Source organism: Pseudomonas sp. Irchel s3a12 (genome assembly GCF_900187485.1).
Lineage (GTDB): Bacteria > Pseudomonadota > Gammaproteobacteria > Pseudomonadales > Pseudomonadaceae > Aquipseudomonas > Aquipseudomonas neuropathica.
The window spans coordinates 109,924-134,409 of sequence record NZ_FYDN01000006.1; the positions used below are offsets into that span (position 1 = coordinate 109,924).

Consider the following 24,486-nt stretch of genomic DNA (forward strand, 5'->3'; position numbering starts at 1 on the left):
ATCCAGTCGACCTCAGGTTTTGAAAAGCCCCCGATCTGCTCCCTTTCCCCCTCGCCCCCTTGGGGGAGAGGGCTGGGGTGAGGGGGATAGATCGAAAGCACACCACAAATTTTGAAGCCAGACACAAAAAAGCCCATGACACGTCATGGGCTTTTCACTTGCAGCTAGCAGCTTGAAACTCGCAGCTGCTCTTACACGTAAAACGACTTCAACGGCGGGAAGCCATTGAACTCAACCGCGCTGTAACTGGTGGTGTACGCACCGGTCGACAGCCAGTACAGACGATCACCGATCGCCAGGTTCAGCGGCAGGCCGTACTTGTAGTTCTCGTACATGATGTCGGCGCTGTCGCAGGTCGGGCCAGCGATGACGACTTCTTCCATCTCGCCTTTTTTCTCGGTCCAGATCGGGAACTTGATCGCTTCGTCCATGGTTTCGATCAGGCCGGAGAACTTGCCCACATCGGTATACACCCAACGCTCGACGGCGGTGCGCGACTTGCGTGCAACCAGTACCACTTCGCTGACCAGAATACCGGCGTTGGCAATCAACGAACGGCCCGGCTCGAGAATGATTTCCGGCAGGTCATCACCGAAGTCTTCTTTCAGGAAGCGAATGATTTCTTCGGCGTAGGTTTCCAGGCTGTTGGTGCGGGTGATGTAGTTGGCCGGGAAGCCACCGCCCATGTTGATCAGCTTCAGGTGGATGCCGTCTTCTTCTTTCAGGCGCTCGAAGATTACTTTGACCTTAGCGATCGCCGCATCCCAGACGCTGATGTCGCGCTGTTGCGAACCGACGTGGAAGGAGATGCCGTAAGGCACCAGGCCGAGGTCGCGAGCGAGGATCAGCAGGTCCATGGCCATGTCGGTCTGGCAGCCGAATTTGCGCGACAGTGGCCAGTCAGCCGTGGTCGAGCCTTCGGTGAGGATGCGCACATAGACTTTCGAACCCGGTGCAGCCTTGGCGATGTTGCGCAGGTCGGCTTCGGAGTCGGTGGAGAACAGACGCACGCCCTTCTCGTAGAAGTAGCGGATGTCCTTGGATTTCTTGATGGTGTTGCCGTAGCTGATACGGTCCGGGCTGACGCCACGATCCATCACCTTGTCCAGCTCATAGATCGAGGCGATGTCGAAGCTCGAACCTTTTTCTTTGAGCAGGTCGATGATCTCGACGGCCGGGTTGGCTTTGACCGCGTAGTAGACCTTGGCGAATTCGAAACCGGCGCGCAGGTCATCGTAGGCCTGGGCGATCATCGCGGTGTCGATCACCACGAACGGGGTTTCCTGTTTGTCGGCGAACGCCTTCATTTTGTCGAATGTAGCGCGCGCGAAATAGTCTTCGACCTGGATCGACATACTTGGGACTCCTAGTGGCAAACGTCGTTAATCAATGGGTGCAAATGAACGTCCTCCGTATCCCCACTTTGGTTCGCCTACTTCCCAAGGCATGTCGCCGAAAGCAAAAAGGCCATGGGGCGTTGCCCTTGGCCTTGCTGTCTCGTCGTCAGTACTTGAGCCGGATGGATCGTTTCCAGCATGGACGTTCGGCGCGAACTTTAGGGCGTGAGGGGCGTGAGATCAACTAAAAATGTCGCGTTTTTGCACGCTTCTGACGTGCGTCGCGTTCAGCACTCTTTGTAGCCGACCGAGATGACGGGCAGATGTTCCCCGGGAATTTTCGAGTGTTAAAAATACCTGCACGTTCGCGGCTTTTGTCGGCGAAGTCGTGGGTAAGTGTGATGGCGGCAATATCGGCGACGTTGGCCGCGAGGGGAGAGGGTGAGGGGGATTTTGGCTGTTTCGCGGGTTGTCTCATACATGCTGTTCGATCCGCAGGTGTTGAGATTCTTTTCCGCTAGGCGAATGAAGAAAAAATCACGCAGATCCTGTGGGAGCGAGCCTGCTCGCGAAGGCATTTTCACAGCCAACATCATTGTTGACTGATATTGCGCTTTCGCGAGCAGGCTCGCTCCCACAGGTTTCGTGTTTTATGCGACTACGGCCTCAGCCGGCGAGACTATGCTGGTCTTCATCCCGCGCGAACGACCCGAACTCAGATAAGCGGCAATCGACTCCTGAGTCACTTCCCCGAGGAACACCCGCTCGGCATCCATCACCGGCAGCCACGAACGGTTGAACTCGTACATCCGCGACAGCAGGATGCGCAAATGCTCGTCGTACGCCGCCGTGGCGTTGAACTCACGCAGGAACTGCGCGCACGTGCCGGTCTGGCGGTGCAGATCGCGACGACGCACATAACCCAGCGCCTTGTTCTCGGCACAGGTGACCACCACGTAGCGACGGTCATGCTCGTCCATCAACTCCAGAGCGTCGGCCACCGGCGTCTCCGGGCTCACCGACGGCGCGTTGTCCGCCGCATCTTCGGCTTTCACCAACAGCAGGCGCTTGAGCGTGCTGTCCTGGCCAACAAAGCTGCTGACAAAGTCGTCTGCCGGGTGCGCGAGCAGCGTGTCCGGGTGATCGATCTGCAGCAGTTTGCCGGCGCGGAAGATGGCGATCTTGTCACCGAGTTTGATCGCTTCATCGATGTCGTGGCTGACCATGATCACGGTCTTGTTCAGCGCGCGCTGCATCTCGAAGAATTCGTTCTGGATCATTTCGCGGTTGATCGGGTCGACCGCGCCGAACGGTTCGTCCATCAACAACAGGGGCGCATCAGCAGCCAGTGCGCGGATCACACCGATGCGTTGTTGCTGACCACCGGACAGTTCACGCGGATAACGATGCAGATATTGCTTGGGCTCCAGCTTGATCATGCTCATCAACTCGCGGGCGCGGTCATGGCATCTCTGTTTGTCCCAGCCGAGCAGTTTCGGCACGACCACGATGTTCTCTTCGATGGTCATGTTCGGGAACAGGCCGATCTGCTGGATCACGTAACCGATGTTGCGACGCAGGGTCACTTCGTCGAGATCGGTGGTGTCTTCACCGTTGATGAGGATCTTGCCCGAAGTCGGTTTGATCAGGCGGTTGATCATCTTCAGCGTGGTGCTTTTGCCGCAACCCGATGGCCCGAGGAACACACAGATTTCGCCTTCATTGACGGTCAGGCTTACCGAGTCCACGGCTTTGACGTCTTTGCCGTTGCTTTGGAAAGTTTTGCTGAGGTTTTGAAGTTCGATCATTTGAGCAGTCCTTTTGGAGTCAACGAGCGTTGCAGCCATTGGAGAAACAGGTCAGCGAAAATGGCCAGAAGACTGACCAGCAGCGCGCCGACGATGAGCATCGACATGTCACTGCGGCTGATGGAGGCGAGGATCAACACACCGAGGCCGCCGGCGCCGATGGTCGCGGCGATGGTCATCACGCCGATGTTCATCACCACGGCGGTGCGCACACCAGCGAGGATCACCGGCACGGCGATCGGCAGTTCGACCATGCGCAGGCGCTGGCCGAAGGTCATGCCGATGCCGCGAGCGGCTTCACGGATACCCGGCTCTACACCCGTCAGGGCGAGGTAGGTGTTGCGCATGATCGGCAGCAGTGAATAAAGGAACACGGCGGTGATCGCCGGCATCGGCCCGAGGCCCTGGCCGAACTTGGAGTAGAACGGCAGCAGCAAACCGAACAGGGCAATCGACGGCACGGTCAGCAGCACCGTGGCGCTGGCCTGCAACGGCCCGGCAAGGGTCGGAAAGCGGGTCATCAGGATGCCCAGTGGCACGCCAACGACAATCGCCAGGGTCACGGCGATGCCGACCAGGGTGATGTGCTGCCAGGTCAGGTGCATCACCTGCTGCCAGTCGAGGTGGGAAAAGGCGTTCAGAAATTCCATGACTTTTCCTCCTTAATTAAGTGGGTGCTGGCGCAGAAAATCGGCGGCAACTTTCGATGGGCTTTCGTGATCGACGTCGACCCGCGCGTTGAGCTGGCGCATGGTTTCGTCATCGAACAGTTCGGCCAATGGCTTGAGTTGCTCGGCCAGTTGCGGGTGCGCGTCGAGGTAAGCCTGACGCACCACCGGTGCGGCGGTGTAGTCGGGGAAGTAGTGCTTGTCGTCTTCCAGCAGTTTCAGGCCGAAGGCGTTGAGGCGACCGTCGGTGGTGTAGACCAGACCGGCAAACACCTGACCGTTGCGCAGCGCGGTGTAAACCAGCCCCGCGTCCATCTGACGAATGTTCTTGCGGGTCAGGTTCATGCCGTAGAGATCGACCATGCCGATCAGACCGTCGGAGCGGTTGGCAAACTCGGTGTCCAGCGCCACCAGATGATTGGTCTTGGCCTCGGCGCGCAGCACTTCGTTCAACTGGCTGATGTTGTTGATCTGCGGATATTCCTCGGCGACTTTCTTCGGCAAGGCGAGAGCGTAGGTGTTGCTGAATTTCGACGGGGTCAGCCAGACCAGGCCTTTTTTCGCGTCGAGTTCTTTCACCCGGGCGTAGGACTGGGCGCTGTCGAGTTTTTCAGTGACATGGTTGTAGGCCACCAGCGACACGCCGGTGTATTCCCAGAGCATGTCCAGTTGTCCGCTTTCGTGGGCGCTGCGGGCGAGGTTGCTGCCCAGACCGCCGGTAATCTGCGCGTCGTAACCTTTGCTGCGCAGGTATTGCGCGGTGATTTCCGCGAGCAGGGTTTGCTCAGTGAAGACTCGGGCGCCGAGGCGGATAACCGGTTTTTCAGCGGCTTGGGCGACACCTGCGAACAGCAGGATGCAGCCCACTATCAATCCCAAAGACGAGCTAAATCGTTTCATAAATATTCCTTCGCAAAAGCCTTAAGACGGGCGCAAACCGCGTTCCAGCCAGAGGCGGCTGGCGAGGGTGACGACGCCATCGAGCAGCAAGGCCAGCAGCGCGGTGCACGCGGCGCCGAGCAGCAGTTGCGGCTGATTGTTCAGGGCGATGCCAGGGAAGATCAGGCTGCCGAGGCTGTTGGCGCCGATCAGGAACGCCAGCGGCGCGGTGCCGACGTTGATCGCCAACGCCACGCGCACACCACCGACGATGATCGGTACGGCGTTGGGCAATTCGACTTTCCACAGCACCTGGCGCGGGGTCATGCCGATGCCGACGGCCGCTTCTTTCAGCGAACCCTGCACATTTTTCAGGCCTTCGTAGGTGTTGCGCACAATCGGCAACAAGGAAGCGAGGAACAAAGCGAAGATCGCCGGGCCACTGCCGATGCCGAGGACGCCCAGGGCAATCGCAAGCACGGCCAGCGGCGGCACGGTGTTGCCGATATTGAAGATTTGCATGAAGCGTTCAGCACGGCCGACCATGGTCGGGCGACTGAGGAAGATGCCGGCGGGGATGCCCACGACAAGGGCGGCCAGCATTGAAGCGAGGACGAGAATCAGATGAGCTTGCAGGTAAAACAACAAATCGTCGCGGTAGTGTTCGATCGTGTTGATGCCGATCCAGTGGACCAGCAGGGCCAGGAGCGCGATCACCACCGCACCTCCCATCAGCCCTTTGCCATAGCGGATAGCCACAGGCGGACTCCTTTTTTTGTAGTCGGCGAACGCCCTCCCGTGTGGCATGCCATACATGGCTGCCGGGAATAAACGTTCGCGAGAAGCAGCTCCCTCAGCACCGGCAAAAAGCGGTCTGAAAGCGAGCCATGAGCGCAGCCTCGTCAGGCTAACTTGCTGATTTTTCAGCCCCTGACGAAAATTCGTAACAGGGGATGGACGTCTCCGTGCTTCAAAAGGTTCCCATCTGCGGCAGCATTTGGCCACCCTTAATGTGCTCAACGGTTCGGTTATTGCATCGAGTTGGGCTATAATCGCGGCCCTTTTTTGAATCACCGCCAGGCGATTTCCCATGACCAACCAGGCCGCCGAAGTCGCGAAACGCCGCACTTTCGCCATTATTTCCCACCCCGATGCCGGTAAAACCACGATCACCGAAAAGCTCCTGTTGATGGGCAAGGCGATTGCAGTGGCCGGTACGGTGAAATCCCGTAAATCCGATCGCCATGCGACATCCGACTGGATGGAGATGGAGAAGCAACGGGGTATTTCCATTACCACGTCGGTCATGCAGTTCCCGTATCGCGAACACATGATCAACCTGCTCGACACCCCGGGCCACGAAGACTTCTCCGAAGACACCTACCGCACCCTGACAGCGGTGGACTCGGCATTGATGGTCCTCGACGGCGGTAAAGGTGTTGAGCCACGGACGATTGCGCTGATGGACGTCTGCCGTCTGCGTGACACGCCGATCGTCAGCTTCATCAACAAACTCGACCGTGACATCCGCGACCCGATCGAACTGCTCGACGAAATCGAAGCCGTTCTGAAGATCAAAGCGGCGCCGATCACCTGGCCGATCGGTTGCTACCGCGACTTCAAGGGCGTGTACCACCTGGCTGACGACTACATCATTGTCTACACCGCCGGTCACGGTCACGAACGCACCGAAACCAAGATCATCGAGAAGCTCGACTCCGACGAAGCCCGCGCGCATCTGGGCGACGAGTACGACCGCTTCATCGAACAGCTGGAACTGGTTCAAGGCGCCTGCCACGAATTCAACCAGCAGGAGTTCCTCGACGGTCAACTGACCCCGGTGTTCTTCGGTACGGCACTGGGCAACTTCGGTGTTGACCACGTACTTGACGCCGTTGTTGATTGGGCGCCGCGTCCGCTGGCCCGTGTCGCTAACGAGCGTACCGTTGAGCCGGTGGAAGAGAAGTTCTCGGGCTTCATCTTCAAGATCCAGGCGAACATGGACCCGAAACACCGCGACCGTATCGCCTTCATGCGCATTTGCTCCGGCAAGTACGAGAAAGGCATGAAGATGCGCCACGTGCGTACCGGCAAGGACGTGCGCATCGGCGACGCCCTGACGTTCTTCTCCTCCGAGCGTGAGCAGCTTGAAGAAGCCTTTGCCGGCGACATCATTGGTTTGCACAACCACGGCACGATCCAGATTGGCGATACCTTCAGTGAAGGTGAAACCCTCGGTTTCACCGGTATTCCGCACTTTGCGCCGGAGCTGTTCCGTCGTGTGCGTCTGCGTGATCCGCTGAAGTCCAAGCAGTTGCGTCAGGGGCTGCAGCAACTGGCTGAAGAGGGCGCGACGCAGGTGTTTTTCCCGGAGCGCAGCAACGACATCATTCTTGGCGCCGTGGGTGTGCTGCAGTTTGATGTGGTCGCCAGCCGTTTGAAGGAGGAATACAAGGTTGAGTGCTCGTACGAGCCGATTACTGTGTACTCCGCGCGCTGGATTGAATGCGCTGACAAGAAGAAGCTTGAGGAGTTTTCCAACAAGGCTGTGGAGAACCTAGCGGTCGATGGCGGTGGTCACCTGACTTACCTGGCGCCGACGCGGGTTAATCTGGCGTTGATGGAAGAGCGTTGGCCGGATGTGAAATTCCGTGCGACGCGTGAGCATCACTAAGCACTGAGCTGGTTTGTTCGAAAGCCCCCTAGGTGTATGCCTAGGGGGCTTTTTTTGTTTGGTTGGTTTTGGGGGTATATCCGTTTCTGCGGGTGTTGCTGATTACGGTTTCGCCCTTACGGCGACTCACTTTTTTTACAAACGCCTAAAAAAAGTAAGCAAAAAAACGCTTGCTCCTACGTGCGGCCCGCTCGCTGGGGCTCGGGGTTCCTTCGCTGCGGGATCGATCCGGGCGCAGCGTCTCCGGTTTGCTTCGCTGCACCTACTCCCGCTGTGTTTGGCTGCGCCAAACGGTCGCTGCGCTCCCACGCCCGGATCAATCCCTCCACTCAGCCTTCCGACGTCGCCCTACAGATCAAGAGCTGCAGTCGAGCTAACGCTCATCCTGTTGAGTGGTGAAGAGCCAAGCGGTGTTCGGCTGTTGATTTGTGTTGTGGCTACCCCTCACCCCAGCCCTCTCCCGAGGGAGAGGGAGCCGATTTGTGGGCCTTTCAAAACCTGAGTTCGACTCGGTATTTCACGTCGGCGTAGCTCTCCCAAGCACCGCGATCAGTCCCCTCTCCCTCCGGGAGAGGGTTAGGGTGAGGGGCTTTTGATCTTCGGCACGGTTTTAACGCGCGCAATGGCTGTAGGACGACTCGGTTTTTTGTGATCTCGATGTTCTCGAACGCGACAACCCGCCTGCTGACCGTTAGTGTTCCAGCTCCACCCAAGTCGCTCTGAGAGGTCAATGGAATGGCGAGTCGGCTGACTCACTTGCTGAGGCTGAACGGTTATTTCGGCGTGATGGCCTGGGTGCTCGCAGCGCTGTTGTTCATCAATCGCTTGAGCAGCATGGTCAAGCTGTTCATGGCGTTGTACCTGCGTCAGGAACTGGGGCTGGCGATCGAGACGGTTGGCTGGTTGCTGTCGGCGTACGGCGCGGGTTTGCTGGTGGGGTCGATGCTCGGTGGCTGGCTCAGTGATCATGTGCGTACGGCGCGGCTGACGGCAGCGCTGTTCTTTGTTTCGGTGTGGGTGCTGATCCTGCTGGGGCTGGTCACGCAGGTGCCGTTGCTCGCTGCATTACTGTTGCTTAGTGGGGGGATCGATGGGGCCATCCGCACCCTGCATCAGCGGCTGATCATGGAGTATTGCGAGGTGGCGCAGCGCTCGCGTGCGCAGGCGTTGAGTCGGGTTGCGCGCAACCTTGGGATGGCCGCTGCCGGTGTGGCGGGCGGGGTGTTGGCGCAGACCGATTTTCGCTGGGTGTTTTTCGGCAGTGCGGCGATGACGTTGTTGGCGCTGCTCTGGTTTGTTCGTACCACGTGGCAGCGACCGGTGCTGATCAATGACGAAAAGTCCACGGATGACGCAGGCTCCGGGGTGCCGTATCGCGACAAACCGTTCCTGTGGTTGCTGGCGGCGACGGCCGTGCTTGGCATCGCGTTTGATACGGTCTACAGCACGCTGGGCAATTATTTGCGTGATTACTACCAGTTGAGCACTCAGGCGATCGGCTGGCAGTTCGGGCTCAATGCGTTGCTGGTGATCGCGCTGCAGATTCCGCTGTCGCACTGGGGCGAGCGTTGGGGGATGCGCCGGCAAATGCTGCTCGGCAGTGTGTTGCTGGCGTGCGGGTTGGGCATGCTGCCGTTCGGTTCCGGGCTGTTTTACGTCTGCCTGTCGACGCTGATCTGGACCTTGGGCGAGGCCTTTTTCATGCCGCCGCTGAATGTGCTGGCCATGCGTTTTGCCCAAGGCGGTAAAAGCGGTCAGTACTTCGGCCTGTTCTTTATGAGCTGGAGCGCCAGTGCGCTGTTGTCACCGGTACTCAGTGGCCAGTTGTACGGTCATTTCGGCGGCCACAGTGTGTGGCTGGCGAGTGCGCTGATGGTGTTGATTTCCATCCCGCTGACTTGGCAGGCCACGCGCGTGCGCCCGGTCGCTTAGCTGATCCCGCTATTGGCGTTATTCGAAAGCAATCTGTCTGTCGAGGGCATTTCTGCGCGCTCGATAGCGTCCTATCTGGTGAACCCGATGGATCGGAACTAGATTTTACACAGCGCCAGTCAGGCACGAATGTCTCACCTGAAAATGGATGGAGTCAGCTATGAAAAGCAGGTTGCTACGGGTTTTATTGCTGTTGAAAGTGATGGTCATGCTGTCCCTCGGCACCGCGACGGCCTGGGCCGAGTGCGAGGATCATGAATCTCAGGCGTTCAACGGACAGGTCGGGCACAGCGGCTTGATGCTCGCCAAGTCTGAGTCCGAGCCGGGCGATCAGGGGCAGGGCGGCAGCGCCGATGACGACGACTCGACCACCGATGATCCGGACACTGATGACGACGAAGGCGATAGCCAATCGTAAATCGCAGACAAAAGAAAACCCCTTCTGCCTCGACTGATGCGCAATCGAGATGGAAGGGGTTTGGTTAACTCAGGAACAACTCACATCCCCTTGTAGGAGCGAGCCTGCTCGCGAAGGCGTCCTCTCAGTCAACATTAATGGTGACTGACACACCGCTTTCGCGAGCCGGCTCGCTCCCACATTGTTTCAGTGCGGTTTTTACGCCGCGCCATCAAGGAACTGCTCGGCGTAGTGGCAAGCCACCTGCCGGCTGTCGAGCTGGCGCAAGGCTGGCTCTTCAGTGCTGCAACGCTCGGTCGCGTACGGGCAGCGCTTGTGGAAAGCGCAGCCCGGTGGCGGGTTCAGCGGGTTAGGCAGTTCGCCGACGATCTTGATTTTCGGCTTGTTCGGATCCGGGTGAATGGTCGGGGTCGCCGACAGCAGCGCCTGGGTATATGGGTGCAACGGACGCTCGTAGATGTCGTTCTTCGGCCCCAGTTCTACCGGGCGACCGAGGTACATCACCATCACGTCATCGGCCACATGCTGCACCACCGCAAGGTTGTGCGAGATGAACACGTAAGCGGTGTTGAACTCCTGCTGCAGATCCATGAACAGGTTGAGCACCTGTGCCTGAATCGACACGTCCAGTGCCGAGGTCGGCTCATCCGCCACCAGCACTTTCGGTTGCAGCATCATGGCGCGAGCCAGGGCGATACGCTGACGCTGACCGCCGGAGAACATGTGCGGATAGCGCTGATAGTGCTCAGGGCGCAAGCCGACCTGCTTCATCATCGCCTGGACTTTTTCGCGACGTTCGGCGGCGGAGAGGTTGGTGTTGATCAGCAGCGGCTCGCCGAGCTGGTCACCGACTTTCTGCCGTGGGTTCAACGACGCGTATGGGCTTTGGAAGACCATCTGCACGTCTTTGCGCAGTTGCTTGCGCTGGGCCTTGTCGGCGCCGGCGACTTCCTGGCCGGCGATTTTCAGCGAGCCGGAAGAAGGGTCTTCAATCAGCGTCAACGCGCGGGCGAGGGTGGATTTGCCGCAGCCCGACTCGCCTACTACGGCGAGGGTCTTGCCGGCTTCCAGTTCGAACGACACGCCGTTCAGGGCGCGCACGGTCGCATGGCCCTTGAACAGGCCACGGGAGACTTCGTAGTGACGGGTCAGGTCTCGGGCGGTAAGTACGACGGCCATTACGCCACCTCCTGGTTCAGCGGGAAGAAGCAGCGGGCGAGGCTGTGGCTTTTCGGATCAAGGCCTGGACGCTGCGCGCGGCAGCTGTCCTGCACGTACGGGCAGCGCGGCGACAGCAGGCAACCCTGTGGACGATCGTAGCGGCCCGGAACGATACCCGGCAGGGTCGACAGGCGTGAGGCGCCGAGGCTGTGCTCGGGAATCGCCTTGAGCAGCGCTTCGCTGTACGGGTGCGCCGGGATGTCGAACAGTTGCGGCACCTGACCGACTTCAACGGCTTGCCCTGCGTACATCACGCAGACGCGCTGGGCGGTTTCTGCCACGACCGCGAGGTCGTGGGTGATCAGCACCAGGCCCATGTTCTGTTCTTTCTGCAACGCCAGCAGCAGATCCATGATCTGTGCCTGAATCGTCACGTCCAGTGCAGTGGTCGGTTCGTCGGCGATCAGCAGTTTCGGTTCGCCGGCAATCGCCATGGCGATCGCAACGCGCTGGCTCATACCGCCGGACAGTTGATGCGGGTAGGCGTCCATACGGCTGGCGGCGCCCGGGATTTCGACTTTTTCCAGCAGTTCGATCGCACGTTTGCGCGCTTGCTTGCCGGACATTTTCAGGTGCAGACGCAGCACTTCTTCGATCTGGAAACCGACGGTGTAGCTCGGGTTCAGTGCGGTCATCGGGTCCTGAAAGACCATCGACAGGTCTTTGCCGACGATTTGCCGACGCTGACGATTGCTTAGCTTGAGCATGTCTTTGCCGTCAAAGCTGAGCGAGTCGGCGGTGACGATGCCGGGATGCTCAATCAGGCCCATCAGCGCCATCATGGTCACGGATTTACCCGAACCCGACTCGCCAACGATGGCCAGTACTTCGCCTTTGTCGACTTTCAGGTCGAGGCCGTCGACCACCGGGGTCGCGGTCTTGTCGCCGAAGCGAACGTTGAGATTCTTGATTTCTAGCAGTGACATGGGAATCTCCTCAGGCGGCGTTCTTGAGTTTCGGGTCCAGCGCATCGCGCAGACCGTCGCCCATCAAGTTGATTGCCAGCACGCTGAGCAAAATGGTCAAACCAGGCAGGCTCACCACCCACCAGGCGCGTTCGATGTAGTCACGGGCCGAGGCCAGCATGGTGCCCCACTCAGGGGTTGGCGGTTGTACGCCAAGGCCGAGGAAGCCCAACGCTGCGGCATCGAGAATCGCCGACGAGAAGCTCAGGGTCGCCTGCACGATCAGCGGCGCCATGCAGTTCGGCAACACGGTGATGAACATCAGACGTGGCAGACCGGCACCGGCCAGGCGCGCGGCGGTCACGTAGTCGCGGTTCAGTTCGCCCATCACGGCCGCGCGGGTCAGACGCACATAGGACGGCAGCGAAACCACAGCAATGGCGATCACGGTGTTGATCAGGCCAGGGCCGAGGATGGCAACAATCGCCACCGCCAGCAGCAGCGACGGCAGGGCCAGCATGATGTCCATCAGACGCATGATGGTCGGGCCAATCATCTTCGGGAAGAAACCGGCGAACAGACCGAGGAGGATCCCTGGAATCAGCGACATCACCACCGACGACAAACCGATCAGCAGCGACAGGCGCGAGCCCTGGATCAGACGCGACAGCAGGTCACGACCCAGTTCATCGGTGCCGAGCAGGAATTGCATCTGACCGCCTTCCAGCCACGCCGGCGGCGTCAGCAGGAAATCACGGTATTGCTCGCTCGGGTTATGCGGCGCAACCCACGGCGCGAACAGCGCGCAGAAGATGATCAACAGCATGAACAGCAGGCCGGCAACTGCGCCCTTGTTCTTGGAGAAGGCTTGCCAGAATTCTTTGTACGGTGACGGGTACAGCAGGCTTTGATCCGCGCTGGTGGCGGAAGTCGCTACTGAGGATGTTGGAGTGCTCATGGTTATTGACCTCAGCGCTGATGACGGATGCGTGGGTTGGCAAAGCCGTAGAGGATGTCCACTACGAAGTTGACCAGAATCACCAGGCAGGCGATTAACAGGATGCCGTTTTGCACAACCGGGTAGTCCCGGGCGCCGATGGCTTCGATCAGCCATTTACCGATGCCGGGCCAGGAGAAAATCGTTTCGGTCAGAACCGCACCAGCGAGCAGAGTGCCGACTTGCAGGCCGACCACGGTGAGTACCGGAATCAGTGCGTTACGCAGACCGTGGACGAACACCACGCGCGACGGCGACAGGCCTTTGGCCCTGGCGGTGCGGATGTAGTCTTCGCGCAGCACTTCGAGCATCGACGAACGGGTCATCCGCGCGATCACTGCCAGCGGGATGGTACCGAGGACGATGGCCGGCAGGATCAGGTGATGCAGCGCGTCGAAGAACGCCCCGACGTCATCGGCCAGCAGCGTGTCGATCAGCATGAAGCCGGTGCGCGGCTCGATGTCGTAGAGCAGGTCGATCCGCCCGGAAACCGGGGTCCAGCCCAGGCTCACCGAGAAGAACATGATCAGGATCAGGCCCCACCAGAAGATCGGCATCGAATAACCCGCGAGGGAGATGCCCATCACCCCGTGGTCGAACAATGATCCTCGCTTGAGTGCCGCGATCACCCCGGCCAGAAGGCCCAGAATGCCGGCGAACAGCAGGGCGGCCATGGACAGTTCCAGGGTCGCCGGGAAGAGGGAGGTGAACTCGGTCCATACGCTTTCACGCGTGCGCAGGGATTCGCCGAGATCGCCGTGAGCCAGTTTGCCGATGTAGTCCAGATACTGGGCATACAGCGGCTTGTTCAGACCTAGGCGTTCCATTGCCTGAGCGTGCATTTCGGGGTCGACCCGACGTTCGCCCATCATCACTTCCACGGGGTCGCCCGGAATCATGCGAATCAACGCGAAAGTCAGCAAGGTGATGCCGAAAAACGTGGGGATCAACAACCCCAGTCGGCGGGCAATAAAACTAAACATCGTGTGTGGTACCTCATCAGCCGGTTAGGCGTGCCCGGCATCCCTGGGGTCAGGGACGCCGGGAGTTTCTTATCTACTTCACCTGGGTGGTGGCGAAGTTATTAGTGGTGAGAGGGCTGATGTGATAGCCCTCTACGTTGTTGCGCATTGCGGTAAACATCCTGGTGTGGGCCATGCTGATCCATGGCTGATCCTGATTAAACAGCACTTGCGCCTGTTCGTAGAGCTTTGCGCGTTCGGCCGGATCTACTTTAGCCCGTGCTTCATCCAGCAGTGCCTGGAATTTCTCGTTGCACCAGCGAGCATAGTTCTCGCCATTTTTTGCCGCTTCGCAACTGAGCATAGGCGTCAGGAAGTTATCCGGGTCGCCGTTGTCGCCCGCCCATCCGGCAGACACCATGTCGTGCTCACCGGCCTTGGCGCGTTTAAGCATTTCGCCCCATTCCATCACGCGAATGTCGATCTTGATCCCGACTTTCGCCAGGTCAGCCTGCATCATTTGCGCGCCGAGCATCGGGTTGGGGTTGGTCGGACCGCCACCGTTGCGGGTGAACAGGGTAAACACGGTGCCTTCCGGAACCCCGGCTTCCTTGAGCAGCTTGCGGGCGGCGTCGAGGTCACGTGGCGGGTTCTTCATGTCGTGGTTGTAGCCGAGCAGGGTCGGCGGGTACGGGTTGACCGCGACCGACGCATTGCCTTTGCCGAACAGCGCGTTGACATAGGCTTCTTTGTCGAAGGCGATATCGATCGCCTTACGCACGCGTACGTCACTCATGTACTTGTGCTGGGTGTTCATGGCGATGTACGAGACGGTCATCGCGTCGAGCTCATCGACTTTCAGGTTGCTGTCTTTCTTGATGCTCGGGATGTCATCCGGTTTCGGATACAGGGCGATCTGGCACTCGTTGGCCTTGAGCTTCTGCAGGCGCACGTTGTTGTCGGTGGCGATCGCCAGGATCAGCGCATCAGCCGGCGCCTTGCCACGGAAGTAATCTGGGTTGGCCTTGAAACGCACCTGCGCGTCTTTTGCATAACGCTGGAAGATGAACGGGCCGGTGCCGATCGGCTTGTTGTTCAAGTCACCTGTCTTGTTGGCCTTGAGCAATTGGTCGGCGTATTCGGCCGGGTAGATCGAGGAGAACGCCATCGCGATGTCGGCCAGGAATGGCGCTTCGCGGCGGGTCAGGGTGAACTTGACCGTGTTGTCGTCGACTTTTTCGACGTTTTTCAGCAGTTCCTTGAAGCCCATGCTTTCAAAGTACGGGAAGCCCACGCTCGACAGTTTGTGCCATGGGTGATTCGGGTCCAGCTGACGCTGGAAGCTCCAGACCACGTCGTCGGCGTTCATGTCGCGGGTCGGCTTGAAATATTCGGTGGTGTGAAACTTGACGCCTTTGCGCAGGTGGAACGTGTAGGTCAGGCCGTCTTCGCTGATGTCCCAGGACTCGGCGAGAGCCGGGATCACTTCAGTGGTGCCGGGCTTGAAGTCGGCCAGGCGGTTGAAGATGGTTTCGGCCACAGCGTCCGCCGTGACTGCAGTTGTGTACTGGACCATATCGAAGCCTTCCGGACTGGCTTCGGTGCAGACCACCAAGGGTTTGGCCGAGACGCCGACAGCGACACTCAGCAACGCAGCCGCGATGGCCGCACGTAGGGGAAGCATTTTCATCGATAACCCTCTGCAATCGGTTGAAGACAAAAAGCCGAACGGCCGACTCATCATGAGTCAGCCGTCGGCTGGCGTTTTTACAGGATGTTGAATGGAATCGTGGTCACGAGACGGAACTCGTTGATGTTGCCGTCAGCCTGATGCTCGCTGGCGCGGTGCGTGGTGTACGTCGCGCGAATCGCGGTGGCTTTGAGCGGACCGCTCTGCACGGCGTAGGAAGCACCGATGCCGTATTCGTAGTGGGATTCGCCGTCCATCAGACTCAGATCGCCGCGCTTGTCATCTGGAATGGTGTAAGCGGTGCCACGGTAGTGAGTACCGTCGATGCCCCAGCCGCGAGCCTGGTAGATGTTGAACTTCAGACCTGGCACGCCATACTCGGCCATGTTGATGCCGTAGGCGATCTGGAAGGATTTCTCGTTCGGGCCGTTGAAGTCCGACAGCAGGGAGTTGGCCAGGTAGATGCCGTTGGTTTCGTGCAGGTAGTCGAAGTACTCGTTACCGTTCACTTGCTGATACGAGAAGGTCAGGCTGTGGGCCTGGTGGGTCAGTCCCAAGGACAGCGAGTAGGTATCGTTGTCGATGTTGCCCATCAACTTTTTGCCTTCGTCGACGGTCTTGTAGTAGTTCAGGCCGGTGGTCAGGCTCAATACCTGGCTGTCACCCAATTCGTGGGTTCCGCCGAAGTAGTACTGGTTCCAGAAGTCTTCGACGTTGGCGACGTACAGGCTGGTTTTCAGGCTTTTGAGCGGCTGATAGTTCACGCCCGCGGTGTAGACCTTGTCGGTTTCTTCGCCGTTGGCGCCGTATTCGGAACGGAATTTCGACAGGCTCTGCTCGGTACGTGGCGAGACGCGGTCGAAACCGGCGAGGTCGAACGACAGGTTGTTCAACTCTTCGCTATGCAGACTGATCCCTTCAAAGCTCGAAGGCAGCGGACGGTTGCCGATAACATCGACAATCGGCGTGCTGAAGTTCTGGCGACCTGCGGTCAACGTGGTGTTGGACACGCGGAACTTGACGTTGGCCAGACCCAGTTTGCTCCACTGGTCGACCGCATCACCGTCGGAATGGGCGAGGGTGCGGTTGGAGCCGCCAGCAATATCCTTGCGGTCACGGTCGAGAACGATGGCGTTGTAAGCGGCAACTTCGGTGCTCACGCCAACGGTGCCTTGGGTGAAGCCCGAGGTGTAGTTGACGATGGTGCCCTGAACCCAGTTGATACGACGCGGGGTCTTTGTTCTTACCGTTGGCGAGGTGTATTTGTCGCTGTTTTTCACGTAGCTGAAGCTGTCGTCACGACGACGCAGTTCATTGGCGTACCAGTTACGGGTTGTGCCGCCCAGGCTTTGTCCATCGATAAAGCCTTTGGCCTCGCTTTGGGCGCTACTGCCGGCCAATGTGGTAGGGACGAACTCCTGACTTGCAGGTTCTGCGTACGCCGTGGCGGTGATGCTGCTAATGGCCAGGGCCAGTATCGCGGTGCTGCTCAGTTTCATGGGTGAAGCTCCTTTACTTTCTTTTTATGCCGGCTTTTTTTTGGTATGCCGGTTATTGGTTTAGAACTCGTTCACACATCGCAAACGTTTGCCAAAAGCCAGATTGGCGAATTTCGGCAAAGCGCTTGCGTGAGGGGCTAGACAGCGCCCCCCAGCATTGCGGCTAATCATCTGGTTTAATCGATACCGACACCCGAGAACACGTTGCGACCGAACGGGCTGACTTTGAAGCCCTCGATCCTGGCGCTTAACGGTTGGTTGACCGTCGAGTGGGCGACAGGCGTGATCGGCACTTGCTGTTTAAGCAATTGCTGAGCCTGTTTGTAGAGCACGGTGCGTTGGTCGCGGTCGGTGACGACCTTGGCCTCTTTGATCAGCTTGTCGTAAGCCGGATCGCACCACATGGAGTAGTTGTTGCCGCCGATGGCATCGCAGCTGTACAGCGTGCCGAGCCAGTTGTCCGGATCCCCGTTGTCACCGGTCCAGCCGATCAGGCTGACGTCGTGCTCGCCGTTCTTGGTGCGTTTGATGTACTCGCCCCATTCATAGCTGACGATCTTCACTTTCAGACCGATCTTGGCCCAGTCCGCCTGGAGCATTTCGGCCATCAGTTTGGCGTTCGGGTTGTACGGGCGCTGCACCGGCATCGCCCACAGGGTGATCTCGGTGCCTTCCTTGACGCCGGCAGCCTTGAGCAGCTCTTTGGCTTTTTCCGGGTTGTAGGCGGCGTCCTTGATGCTGTCGTCGTAGGACCATTGAGTCGGCGGCATGGCGTTGACGGCCAGTTGGCCGGCGCCTTGATAAACAGCGTTGAGAATCCCTTGTTTATTCACCGCCATGTCCAGCGCCTGGCGCACTTCGAGCTGGTCGAATGGCTTGTGGCGAACGTTGTAGGCGATGTAGCCGAGGTTGAAACCCGGCTTGGAAATCAGTTGCAGTTTCGGGTCGGCCTTCAACGCTTCAACATCGGCTGGGCGCGGATGCAAGGTGATCTGGCATTCGCCAGCCTTGAGCTTCTGCACGCGCACCGAGGCGTCGGTGTTGATCGCGAAGATCAGGTTGTCGAGTTTGACCCGGCTCGGATCCCAGTAATGTTTATTACCGGTGTAACGAATGTTCGAGTCTTTCTGATAACTCTTGAACACGAACGGCCCGGTGCCGATCGGTTTCTGGTTGATGTCGCTTGGCTTGCCTTCGGCCAGCAGCTTGTCGGCGTATTCGGCGGACAGGATGGCGGCGAAGCTCATGGCGATGTTCTGGATGAACGCGGCGTCGACGCTGTTGAGCGTGAACTCCACGGTCAGCGGCCCTGTCTTCTCGACCTTGGCGATGTTCTTGTTCAGGCTCATCCCGTTGAAATACGGGAATTCGGTGGGGTACGCCTTACGGAAAGGTTGCTGGGCATCGAGCATGCGATTAAACGTGAACAGCACGTCGTCGGCGTTGAAATCGCGGGTTGGTTTGAAGTACGGCGTTGTATGAAATTTCACACCTTCACGCAGGTGAAAGGTGTACTTGAGGCCGTCCTCGGAAATGTCCCACGTGGTTGCCAGGCCCGGAACGACATTGGTCGCGCCTTTTTCGAACTCGACCAGACGGTTGTAGATCGGTTCGGCGGCGTCGTTATCGGTCGCTGTCGTGTACTGCGCAGTGTCAAAGCCCGCCGGACTGCCTTCAGAGCAGAACACCAGACTTTTGCTGGCGGCGAAACTGGCGGACGAGGCGGCCAACAGGCCGGCACCCAGCAATGCGGAATAAATCAAGGTATGGCGCATGACGCTCCCTCTTTTTTTAGTGTTGTTCAATGCACCGTCACCTCATCCAGAGACGTTTTGGTTGCATCGAGCTCAATCCAGTACGTACGGCAAACCGGTGGCCCACGCAGACACTGGTCAGTACCCGACGGTAGGGGCCGCGGTTCTGGCAGTAAATGCGTAAATGCCTTAAATCTCGTAGGAAAAGGCGACGCGTCCTATACCTCTGCGGTAATCCGCAGCGGAATTGGTTGTAGGCAATTTCCTAGCTTCCCGGCAGGTAAAACAACGGCGACGTTAAAAACGTCGCCGCTGCAGTACCTTATTTGCTGACGCTGACGCCGTAGAAGGAGTTCAAGCCAAATGGGCTGATCTTGAAATCCTGCACGTTGGCGCGCATGGGTTGGTACACCGTCGAGTGAGCGATAGGTGTCATCGGGACTGCATCTTTGAGGACGTGTTGCGCCTGTTTGTACAGTTCGGTGCGCTTGCCCTGATCGGTCGTGCGCTTGGCTTCTTTGACGAGGCCATCGAACTTCTTGTCGCACCACTTGGAGAAGTTGTTGCCGCTGAGCGAGTCGCAACCGAACAGCACGTTCAGCCAGTTGTCCGGATCACCATTGTCACCGCTCCAGCCAATGATCATGGCCTGGTTCTCGCCACCTTTGGAGCGCTTGATGTACTCGCCCCATTCGTAGCTGGTGATCTTCACTTTCAAGCCGATCTTGGCCCAGTCGGACTGGAGCATTTCAGCCATCAGTTTGGCGTTCGGGTTGTACGGACGCTGCACCGGCATCGCCCACAGAACGATTTCGGTACCTTCCTTGACGCCAGCTTCCTTCAGCAGTTGCTTGGCTTTCTCAGGATCGTACTTGGCGTCCTTGATGGTGGTGTCGTAAGACCACTGGGTCGGCGGCATGGCGTTGACGGCCAGTTGGCCGGCGCCCTGGTAAACCGAGTCGATGATCTGTGGCTTGTTGACGGCCATGTCCAGCGCCTGACGTACGCGCAGGTCTGCCAGCGGGTTGGCCTCGTTGCTGCCCTTGACCTTGTCCATCACGTTGTAGGCGATGTAACCCAGGTTGAAGCCAGCCTGGTCAGGCATCTTCAGGGTCTTGTCTTCTTTCAGCGCTTTCAGATCGGCCGGACGCGGGAACAGGGTGACTTGGCACTCGTTCTTTTTCAGCTTCTGAATACGTACCGACGGGTCAGTGGTGATGGCGAAGATCAGGTTGTCGATCTTCACATCCTCAGGCTTCCAGTAATCCTTGTTGCCGGTGTAACGGATGTTGGAGTCTTTCTGATAGCTCTTGAACACGAACGGACCAGTGCCGATCGGCTTCTGGTTGATGTCGGCAGCCTTGCCTTCTTTCAGCAGCTGCGCTGCGTACTCGGCGGACTGTACCGAGGCGAAGCTCATCGCCATGTTCTGGATGAACGCGGCATCAACTTCTTTCAGAGTGAACTTGACGGTGTGGTCGTCGACTTTATCGATCTTGGTGATGTTGGTGTCCATCCCCATGTCGGTGAAGTACGGGAATTCGGTCGGGTACGCCTTACGGAACGGGTCATCCTTGTTAATCATGCGATTGAAGGTGAACAGCACGTCGTCGGCGTTGAACTCACGAGTCGGCTTGAAATACGGGGTGGTGTGGAACTTGACGCCTTCACGCAGGTGGAAGGTGTAAGTCAGGCCGTCATCGGAGATGTCCCACTTGGTCGCTAGACCAGGAATCACGGCGGTGCCGCCGCGCTCGAACTGGGTCAGACGGTTGAACATGGTTTCGGCTGAGGCGTCGAAGTCGGTTCCGGTGGTGTACTGGCCTGGGTCGAAACCGGCCGGGCTGCCTTCGGAGCAGAACACCAGGTTAGTCGCAGCGGATGCGAAAGGTGCGGAGGCTAACAAGCCTGCGCCGACTAAAAACGGAATGACCGCGTGTTTAAGCATGTTGGCCTCATGATTTGTTGTCATTTTTTAGTTGTGAGGTACGACCTCGTGAGTCGTGCCTGCGGATACTTATGCAGGGGCCATACCCATTGCAAGATCCAGAACGACTGCTGGCCTCAAAGCGTGGCACGAACGTACCTTAATGTCGCATCTGTATAACTTCTGACGCATTTGACCGTTTGCGGGTGGTTTTTACGGTGCAAATGAAGCCCCAAAACGGTGCGCTGGTCACGTTGTGCGCGCCGCCTTGGGGCTTGGTGTTACTTATTTATACCCACGCCATAGAAGGGGGTTAGACCGAACGGGCTGATCCGGAAGTCAGTGACTTCCTTGCGCAGCGGCTGGAACACCGTGGAGTTGGCAATCGGTGTGATCGGCACCTGCTGTTTGAGGATCAGTTGCGCCTGTTGATACAGTTTTACCCGTTGATCTTTGTCGGTGGACAACTTGGCCTGTTGCACCAGTTTGTCGTAGGCCGGATCGCACCATTTGGCGTAGTTGCTGCCTTTTACCGCCGCGCAGCTGTAGAGCACGCCCAGCCAGTTGTCCGGGTCACCGTTGTCACCTGTCCAGCCATAGATCATGGCGTCGTGTTCGCCATTTTTTGCGCGTTTGATGTACTCGCCCCATTCGTAGCTGACGATGTTGGCCTTGATGCCGATTTTCTCCCAATCCTGCTGGATCATCTGCGCCGACATCCGCGCATTCGGGTTTGAGGCGCGTTGCACTGTCATCGCCCAAAGGTTGATGGTTGTACCCGGCGCAACCCCTGCTTCTTTCAGTAGCACCCGTGCTTTTGCCGGGTCGTAGGGAGCGTCCTTGATGTTCGGGTCATACGACCATTGCGCCGGCGGCAAGGCGTTTTGGGCCAGCTGGCCGGCGCTTTGGTAGACGGCTTTGATGATTGCCGGTTTGTCGATGGCCATGTCCAGCGCCTGTCGCACCTTGAGCTGGTCGAGTGGCGCGTGGGTGGTGTTGTAGGCGAGGAAACCGAGGTTGAAACCGGCCTGTTTGAGCACGCGCAGATTCGGGTCTTTTTCCATCACTTCGATATCGGCCGGGCGTGGGTAGCCGCTGACCTGGCATTCGCCGGCCTTGAGTTTTTGCAGGCGCACGGCGGCGTCCGGGGTGATCGAGAAAATCAGGTTGTCGATCTTCACGTCTTCGGGTTTCCAGTAGGCCGTGTTGGCGGCGTAGCGGATTTGCGAGTCCTTTTGGTAGCGCTTGAACACGAACGGGCCGGTGCCGATCGGTTTCTGGTTGAGGTCGGCGGCTTTGCCTTCCTTCAACAGTTGCGCGGCGTATTCGGCAGATTGCACCGAGGCGAAGCTCATGGCGAGGTTTTGCACGAAGGCGGCGTCGACGTTGTTGAGGTTGAAACGCACGGTTTGCTCGTCGATTTTTTCTACCGATTTGATTGTGGTGTTGAGGCCCATGTCGGTGAAGTACGGGGACTCGGCGGGGTAGGCCTTGCGGAAGGCGTTATCCGGGTCGAGCAGGCGCTGGAAGGTGAAGAGGACGTCGTCGGCGTTGAAGTCGCGGGTGGGTTTGAAGTAGTCGGTGGTGTGGAATTTTACGTTTTGGCGCAGGTGGAAGGTGTATTGCAGGCCGTCGCTGGAGACGTCCCATTTTGTCGCCAGGCCGGGTTCGATGTCGGTGCCGCCGCGTTTGAATTGGGTGAGGCGGTTGAAGACGGTTTCGGCGGAGGCGTCGAAGTCGGTGCCGCTGGTGTATTGGCTGGGGTCGAAGCCGGCGGGGCTGGCTTCGGAGCAGTAGACCAGGGTTGTGGCGGCGTTGGCGATTGGGGCTATGGCGGTTAGTGCGAGGGAGATCAAGAGCGGTTTTAGGGTGGATCTTGGCATGGGGGCCCCGGGGAATCGGCGGTGGTAATCGTGGAAGAGTAGCTGGGGCGGGGGTGTTGGCGGAAATATCGTTTTTCCTGTTGAAGTGTCTATCTCGGTATATCTAGCGCTTGTGTGTATATCCGTTGCTGCGGTAACGGCGGCTTAGGGTTTCGCCCTTACGGCGACTCACTTTTTTTCAAACGCCAAAAAAAGTAAGCAAAAAACGCTTGCTCCTACGTGCGGCCCGCTCGCTGGGGCTCGGGGTCCCTTCGCTGCGGGATCGATCCGGGCGCAGCGTCTCCGGTTTGCTTCGCTGCACCTACTCCCGCTGTGTTTGGCTTCGCCAAACGGTCGCTGCGCTCCCACGCCCGGATCAATCCCTCCGCTCAGCCTTCCGACGTCGCCCGTGGATCAAGATCAAAAGCAGGCGAGCTGACACTCGGCCTAGTGAGTGGTGAAGAGCGGGTGTTCGGCTTTGGTTTTTTGGTGGATTCGCCCCTCACCCCAGCCCTCTCCCGGAGGGAGAGGGGGCCGATTTGTGTGTTTTTCAAAGCCTCAGTTCGACGCGGTATCGCACGTCGGCGTAGTTCACCCAAACAACTCGGTCAGTCCCCTCTCCCTCCGGGAGAGGGCTAGGGTGAGGGGCTTTTGATCTGTTTCAGAATCTGAGTTCAACACGGCAATCGCACGTCGGCGTAACTCTCCCAAACACCTCGGTCAGTCCCCTCTCCCTCTGGGAGAGGGCTAGGGTGAGGGTTGGCTTTTGGCTGTTTAAATCTGATGCAAATAACCAGAACCTTCCCACAAGGTTTTCAGGTTGTCCGTCGGACGTGCGCTCTTTAGGCTCTGGGTGTCGCTGAAGACTCAGCGATCGGGAGGTGAGATTCCCGGTTATTGAATTTGGAAACCTGCACAAGCCCCTCCATAATCGCCGCCAGCTCATGCTGTCAGCAGTTTTTATGGCGGCTATGTACGGGCGGACATTGTTCGGCCGGGTTGGTTTCCTTACCGGTAATCTCACTCCGTACATAGTTGCCACCTCATTTCTCGAGTGAGATCGGAAATGAATGGCGTCAGTTCATAAGGAAATTTTCCATGGATAAATTGATACCTGACCCACCCCTCGATACCCCACTCGAAGACGCCATCCGCGCCGAAGACCAGATCAAAACCCGCGAAGCCATCAAACGCGCCCTGGATTTCTACCTCAGCCCCGACCCGGTCAAACCCCGGCAGCCCAGCACGATGTTCCTGATCCAGCCGAACATCGACACCGAAAGCCTGCTGACGCATGCCTGTGAGTCACTGGCGTCGGCGAACACGTTAACCGGTAACTTTGCCGATCAACTGGGTCGGCCCGAGCGTAATACGGCGTTGGCGATTCAGCAGATCATTATGCTGGCCGAGTTGGCGGTGAATCGGGCGCTGGATCGGGTTGATCCGCAGACCTGAGACCGTTTTATCGTTCTTCGCGAGCAGGTGGAACGCGTTCCCCTTGTAGGAGCGAGCGTGCTCGCTATGGAGCCGGTTCATTCACCAAAAATTCCAGGTACAAGAATGGTGATTGTCACCAGTAACGGCCCGGTTTTTTGGTTTCATAAGCAGATGAATGCTTGACTCAATGGTTTATTTCAATTCGATATGAAGTTCACCGAAAACCTGTAATTTATGACAGTAGATAATCTTTCCAATGCGCCTGAGTATTTCTTCAAGCCGAGTACGTTCCGCTACTGCAAGGAGCGACTTAGAGGCTTGAACGAAAACACATAAGGACTTGACCATGAGTTATCCGATTATTACTGACTACAAAGCCTTCAAGATTTACGAATATGAATGGGGCGCCTCCCGCTTTCAAGTTTGTTATAAGGACGGAACCCCTTATTCACAGTTATGCGCTACGAGGGAAGATGCACAGCGCATCGTCGATGCGATTGGGACTTAAACCTCTAG

19 protein-coding genes are annotated in these 24,486 nt (G+C 58.2%); 5 read left to right on the plus strand and 14 right to left on the minus strand.

What is annotated here, in order from left to right; genetic code table 11:
• Nucleotides 1-191: 191 nt before the first annotated feature.
• The 5 genes from CKW14_RS11980 to CKW14_RS12000 form a co-directional block, all read right to left on the minus strand.
• A complete protein-coding gene (locus tag CKW14_RS11980) occupies nucleotides 192-1,355 on the minus strand; it encodes a type III PLP-dependent enzyme (protein ID WP_007915304.1) in 1,164 nt (387 codons plus the stop codon).
• Nucleotides 1,356-1,987: 632 nt separating this feature from the next.
• Entirely contained in the window at nucleotides 1,988-3,145 is a 1,158-nt protein-coding gene (locus CKW14_RS11985; RefSeq protein WP_095125383.1) for a betaine/proline/choline family ABC transporter ATP-binding protein, read from the minus strand.
• A complete protein-coding gene (locus tag CKW14_RS11990; protein WP_007915307.1) occupies nucleotides 3,142-3,795 on the minus strand; it encodes an ABC transporter permease in 654 nt (217 codons plus the stop codon). The genes CKW14_RS11985 and CKW14_RS11990 overlap by 4 nt, the downstream gene beginning before the upstream one ends.
• A gap of 12 nt (nucleotides 3,796-3,807) precedes the next feature.
• On the minus strand, nucleotides 3,808-4,713 hold the full coding sequence (locus CKW14_RS11995; protein WP_095049729.1) for a glycine betaine ABC transporter substrate-binding protein: 906 nt from the start codon (nucleotides 4,711-4,713) through the stop codon (nucleotides 3,808-3,810).
• A 21-nt stretch (nucleotides 4,714-4,734) separates the two neighbouring features.
• Nucleotides 4,735-5,424 carry an ABC transporter permease gene (locus CKW14_RS12000; protein WP_169844036.1) on the minus strand — a complete coding sequence of 230 codons (690 nt, stop codon included), beginning with the start codon at nucleotides 5,422-5,424 and terminating at the stop codon, nucleotides 4,735-4,737.
• Nucleotides 5,425-5,782: 358 nt separating this feature from the next.
• On the opposite strand from CKW14_RS12000, the gene CKW14_RS12005 reads away from it, so the two are divergent.
• The 3 genes from CKW14_RS12005 to CKW14_RS12015 all read left to right on the plus strand — a co-directional run bounded on the left by CKW14_RS12005 (nucleotide 5,783) and on the right by CKW14_RS12015 (nucleotide 9,716).
• The gene (locus CKW14_RS12005) at nucleotides 5,783-7,366 is read left to right on the plus strand and encodes a peptide chain release factor 3 (RefSeq protein ID WP_064387905.1); all 1,584 of its coding nucleotides are present in this window, start codon (nucleotides 5,783-5,785) and stop codon (nucleotides 7,364-7,366) included.
• A gap of 735 nt (nucleotides 7,367-8,101) precedes the next feature.
• Nucleotides 8,102-9,298: an MFS transporter gene (locus tag CKW14_RS12010; protein ID WP_095125384.1), complete on the plus strand. Its 1,197-nt coding sequence runs from the start codon at nucleotides 8,102-8,104 to the stop codon at nucleotides 9,296-9,298.
• 160 nt (nucleotides 9,299-9,458) lie between these two features.
• Nucleotides 9,459-9,716 (plus strand): hypothetical protein, encoded by a 258-nt coding sequence (locus tag CKW14_RS12015; protein WP_095125385.1) that lies wholly within the window; start codon nucleotides 9,459-9,461, stop codon nucleotides 9,714-9,716.
• A 198-nt stretch (nucleotides 9,717-9,914) separates the two neighbouring features.
• On the opposite strand, the gene CKW14_RS12020 is transcribed toward CKW14_RS12015, so the two are convergent.
• The 9 genes from CKW14_RS12020 to CKW14_RS12060 form a co-directional block, all read right to left on the minus strand.
• Nucleotides 9,915-10,895 carry a peptide ABC transporter ATP-binding protein gene (locus CKW14_RS12020; RefSeq protein WP_007917625.1) on the minus strand — a complete coding sequence of 327 codons (981 nt, stop codon included), beginning with the start codon at nucleotides 10,893-10,895 and terminating at the stop codon, nucleotides 9,915-9,917.
• Nucleotides 10,895-11,863, minus strand: a complete 969-nt coding sequence (locus CKW14_RS12025) for an ABC transporter ATP-binding protein (protein WP_095125386.1) — start codon at nucleotides 11,861-11,863, stop codon at nucleotides 10,895-10,897. Before CKW14_RS12025 ends, CKW14_RS12020 begins: the two co-directional genes overlap by 1 nt.
• A 10-nt stretch (nucleotides 11,864-11,873) precedes the next feature.
• Nucleotides 11,874-12,800, minus strand: a complete 927-nt coding sequence (locus CKW14_RS12030) for an ABC transporter permease subunit (protein ID WP_095049734.1) — start codon at nucleotides 12,798-12,800, stop codon at nucleotides 11,874-11,876.
• An 11-nt stretch (nucleotides 12,801-12,811) separates the two neighbouring features.
• Nucleotides 12,812-13,822, minus strand: coding sequence for an ABC transporter permease subunit (locus tag CKW14_RS12035; RefSeq protein WP_075947650.1), 1,011 nt, complete (start codon nucleotides 13,820-13,822; stop codon nucleotides 12,812-12,814).
• A 73-nt stretch (nucleotides 13,823-13,895) separates the two neighbouring features.
• The gene (locus tag CKW14_RS12040) at nucleotides 13,896-15,491 is read right to left on the minus strand and encodes an ABC transporter substrate-binding protein (RefSeq protein ID WP_095125387.1); all 1,596 of its coding nucleotides are present in this window, start codon (nucleotides 15,489-15,491) and stop codon (nucleotides 13,896-13,898) included.
• Between the two features lie 77 nt (nucleotides 15,492-15,568).
• A complete protein-coding gene (locus CKW14_RS12045) occupies nucleotides 15,569-16,990 on the minus strand; it encodes an OprD family porin (RefSeq protein ID WP_093435862.1) in 1,422 nt (473 codons plus the stop codon).
• Between the two features lie 176 nt (nucleotides 16,991-17,166).
• Nucleotides 17,167-18,765 (minus strand): ABC transporter substrate-binding protein, encoded by a 1,599-nt coding sequence (locus CKW14_RS12050; protein WP_095049736.1) that lies wholly within the window; start codon nucleotides 18,763-18,765, stop codon nucleotides 17,167-17,169.
• 301 nt (nucleotides 18,766-19,066) lie between these two features.
• On the minus strand, nucleotides 19,067-20,692 hold the full coding sequence (locus CKW14_RS12055) for an ABC transporter substrate-binding protein (protein WP_007917611.1): 1,626 nt from the start codon (nucleotides 20,690-20,692) through the stop codon (nucleotides 19,067-19,069).
• 260 nt (nucleotides 20,693-20,952) lie between these two features.
• Nucleotides 20,953-22,554: an ABC transporter substrate-binding protein gene (locus CKW14_RS12060; protein ID WP_095125388.1), complete on the minus strand. Its 1,602-nt coding sequence runs from the start codon at nucleotides 22,552-22,554 to the stop codon at nucleotides 20,953-20,955.
• 1,077 nt (nucleotides 22,555-23,631) lie between these two features.
• Here CKW14_RS12060 and CKW14_RS12065 point away from each other — a divergent pair.
• Nucleotides 23,632-23,988, plus strand: coding sequence for a DUF6124 family protein (locus tag CKW14_RS12065; protein ID WP_095049738.1), 357 nt, complete (start codon nucleotides 23,632-23,634; stop codon nucleotides 23,986-23,988).
• A 328-nt stretch (nucleotides 23,989-24,316) separates the two neighbouring features.
• Nucleotides 24,317-24,478, plus strand: coding sequence for a hypothetical protein (locus tag CKW14_RS29950; RefSeq protein ID WP_176471283.1), 162 nt, complete (start codon nucleotides 24,317-24,319; stop codon nucleotides 24,476-24,478).
• Nucleotides 24,479-24,486: the final 8 nt, after the last annotated feature.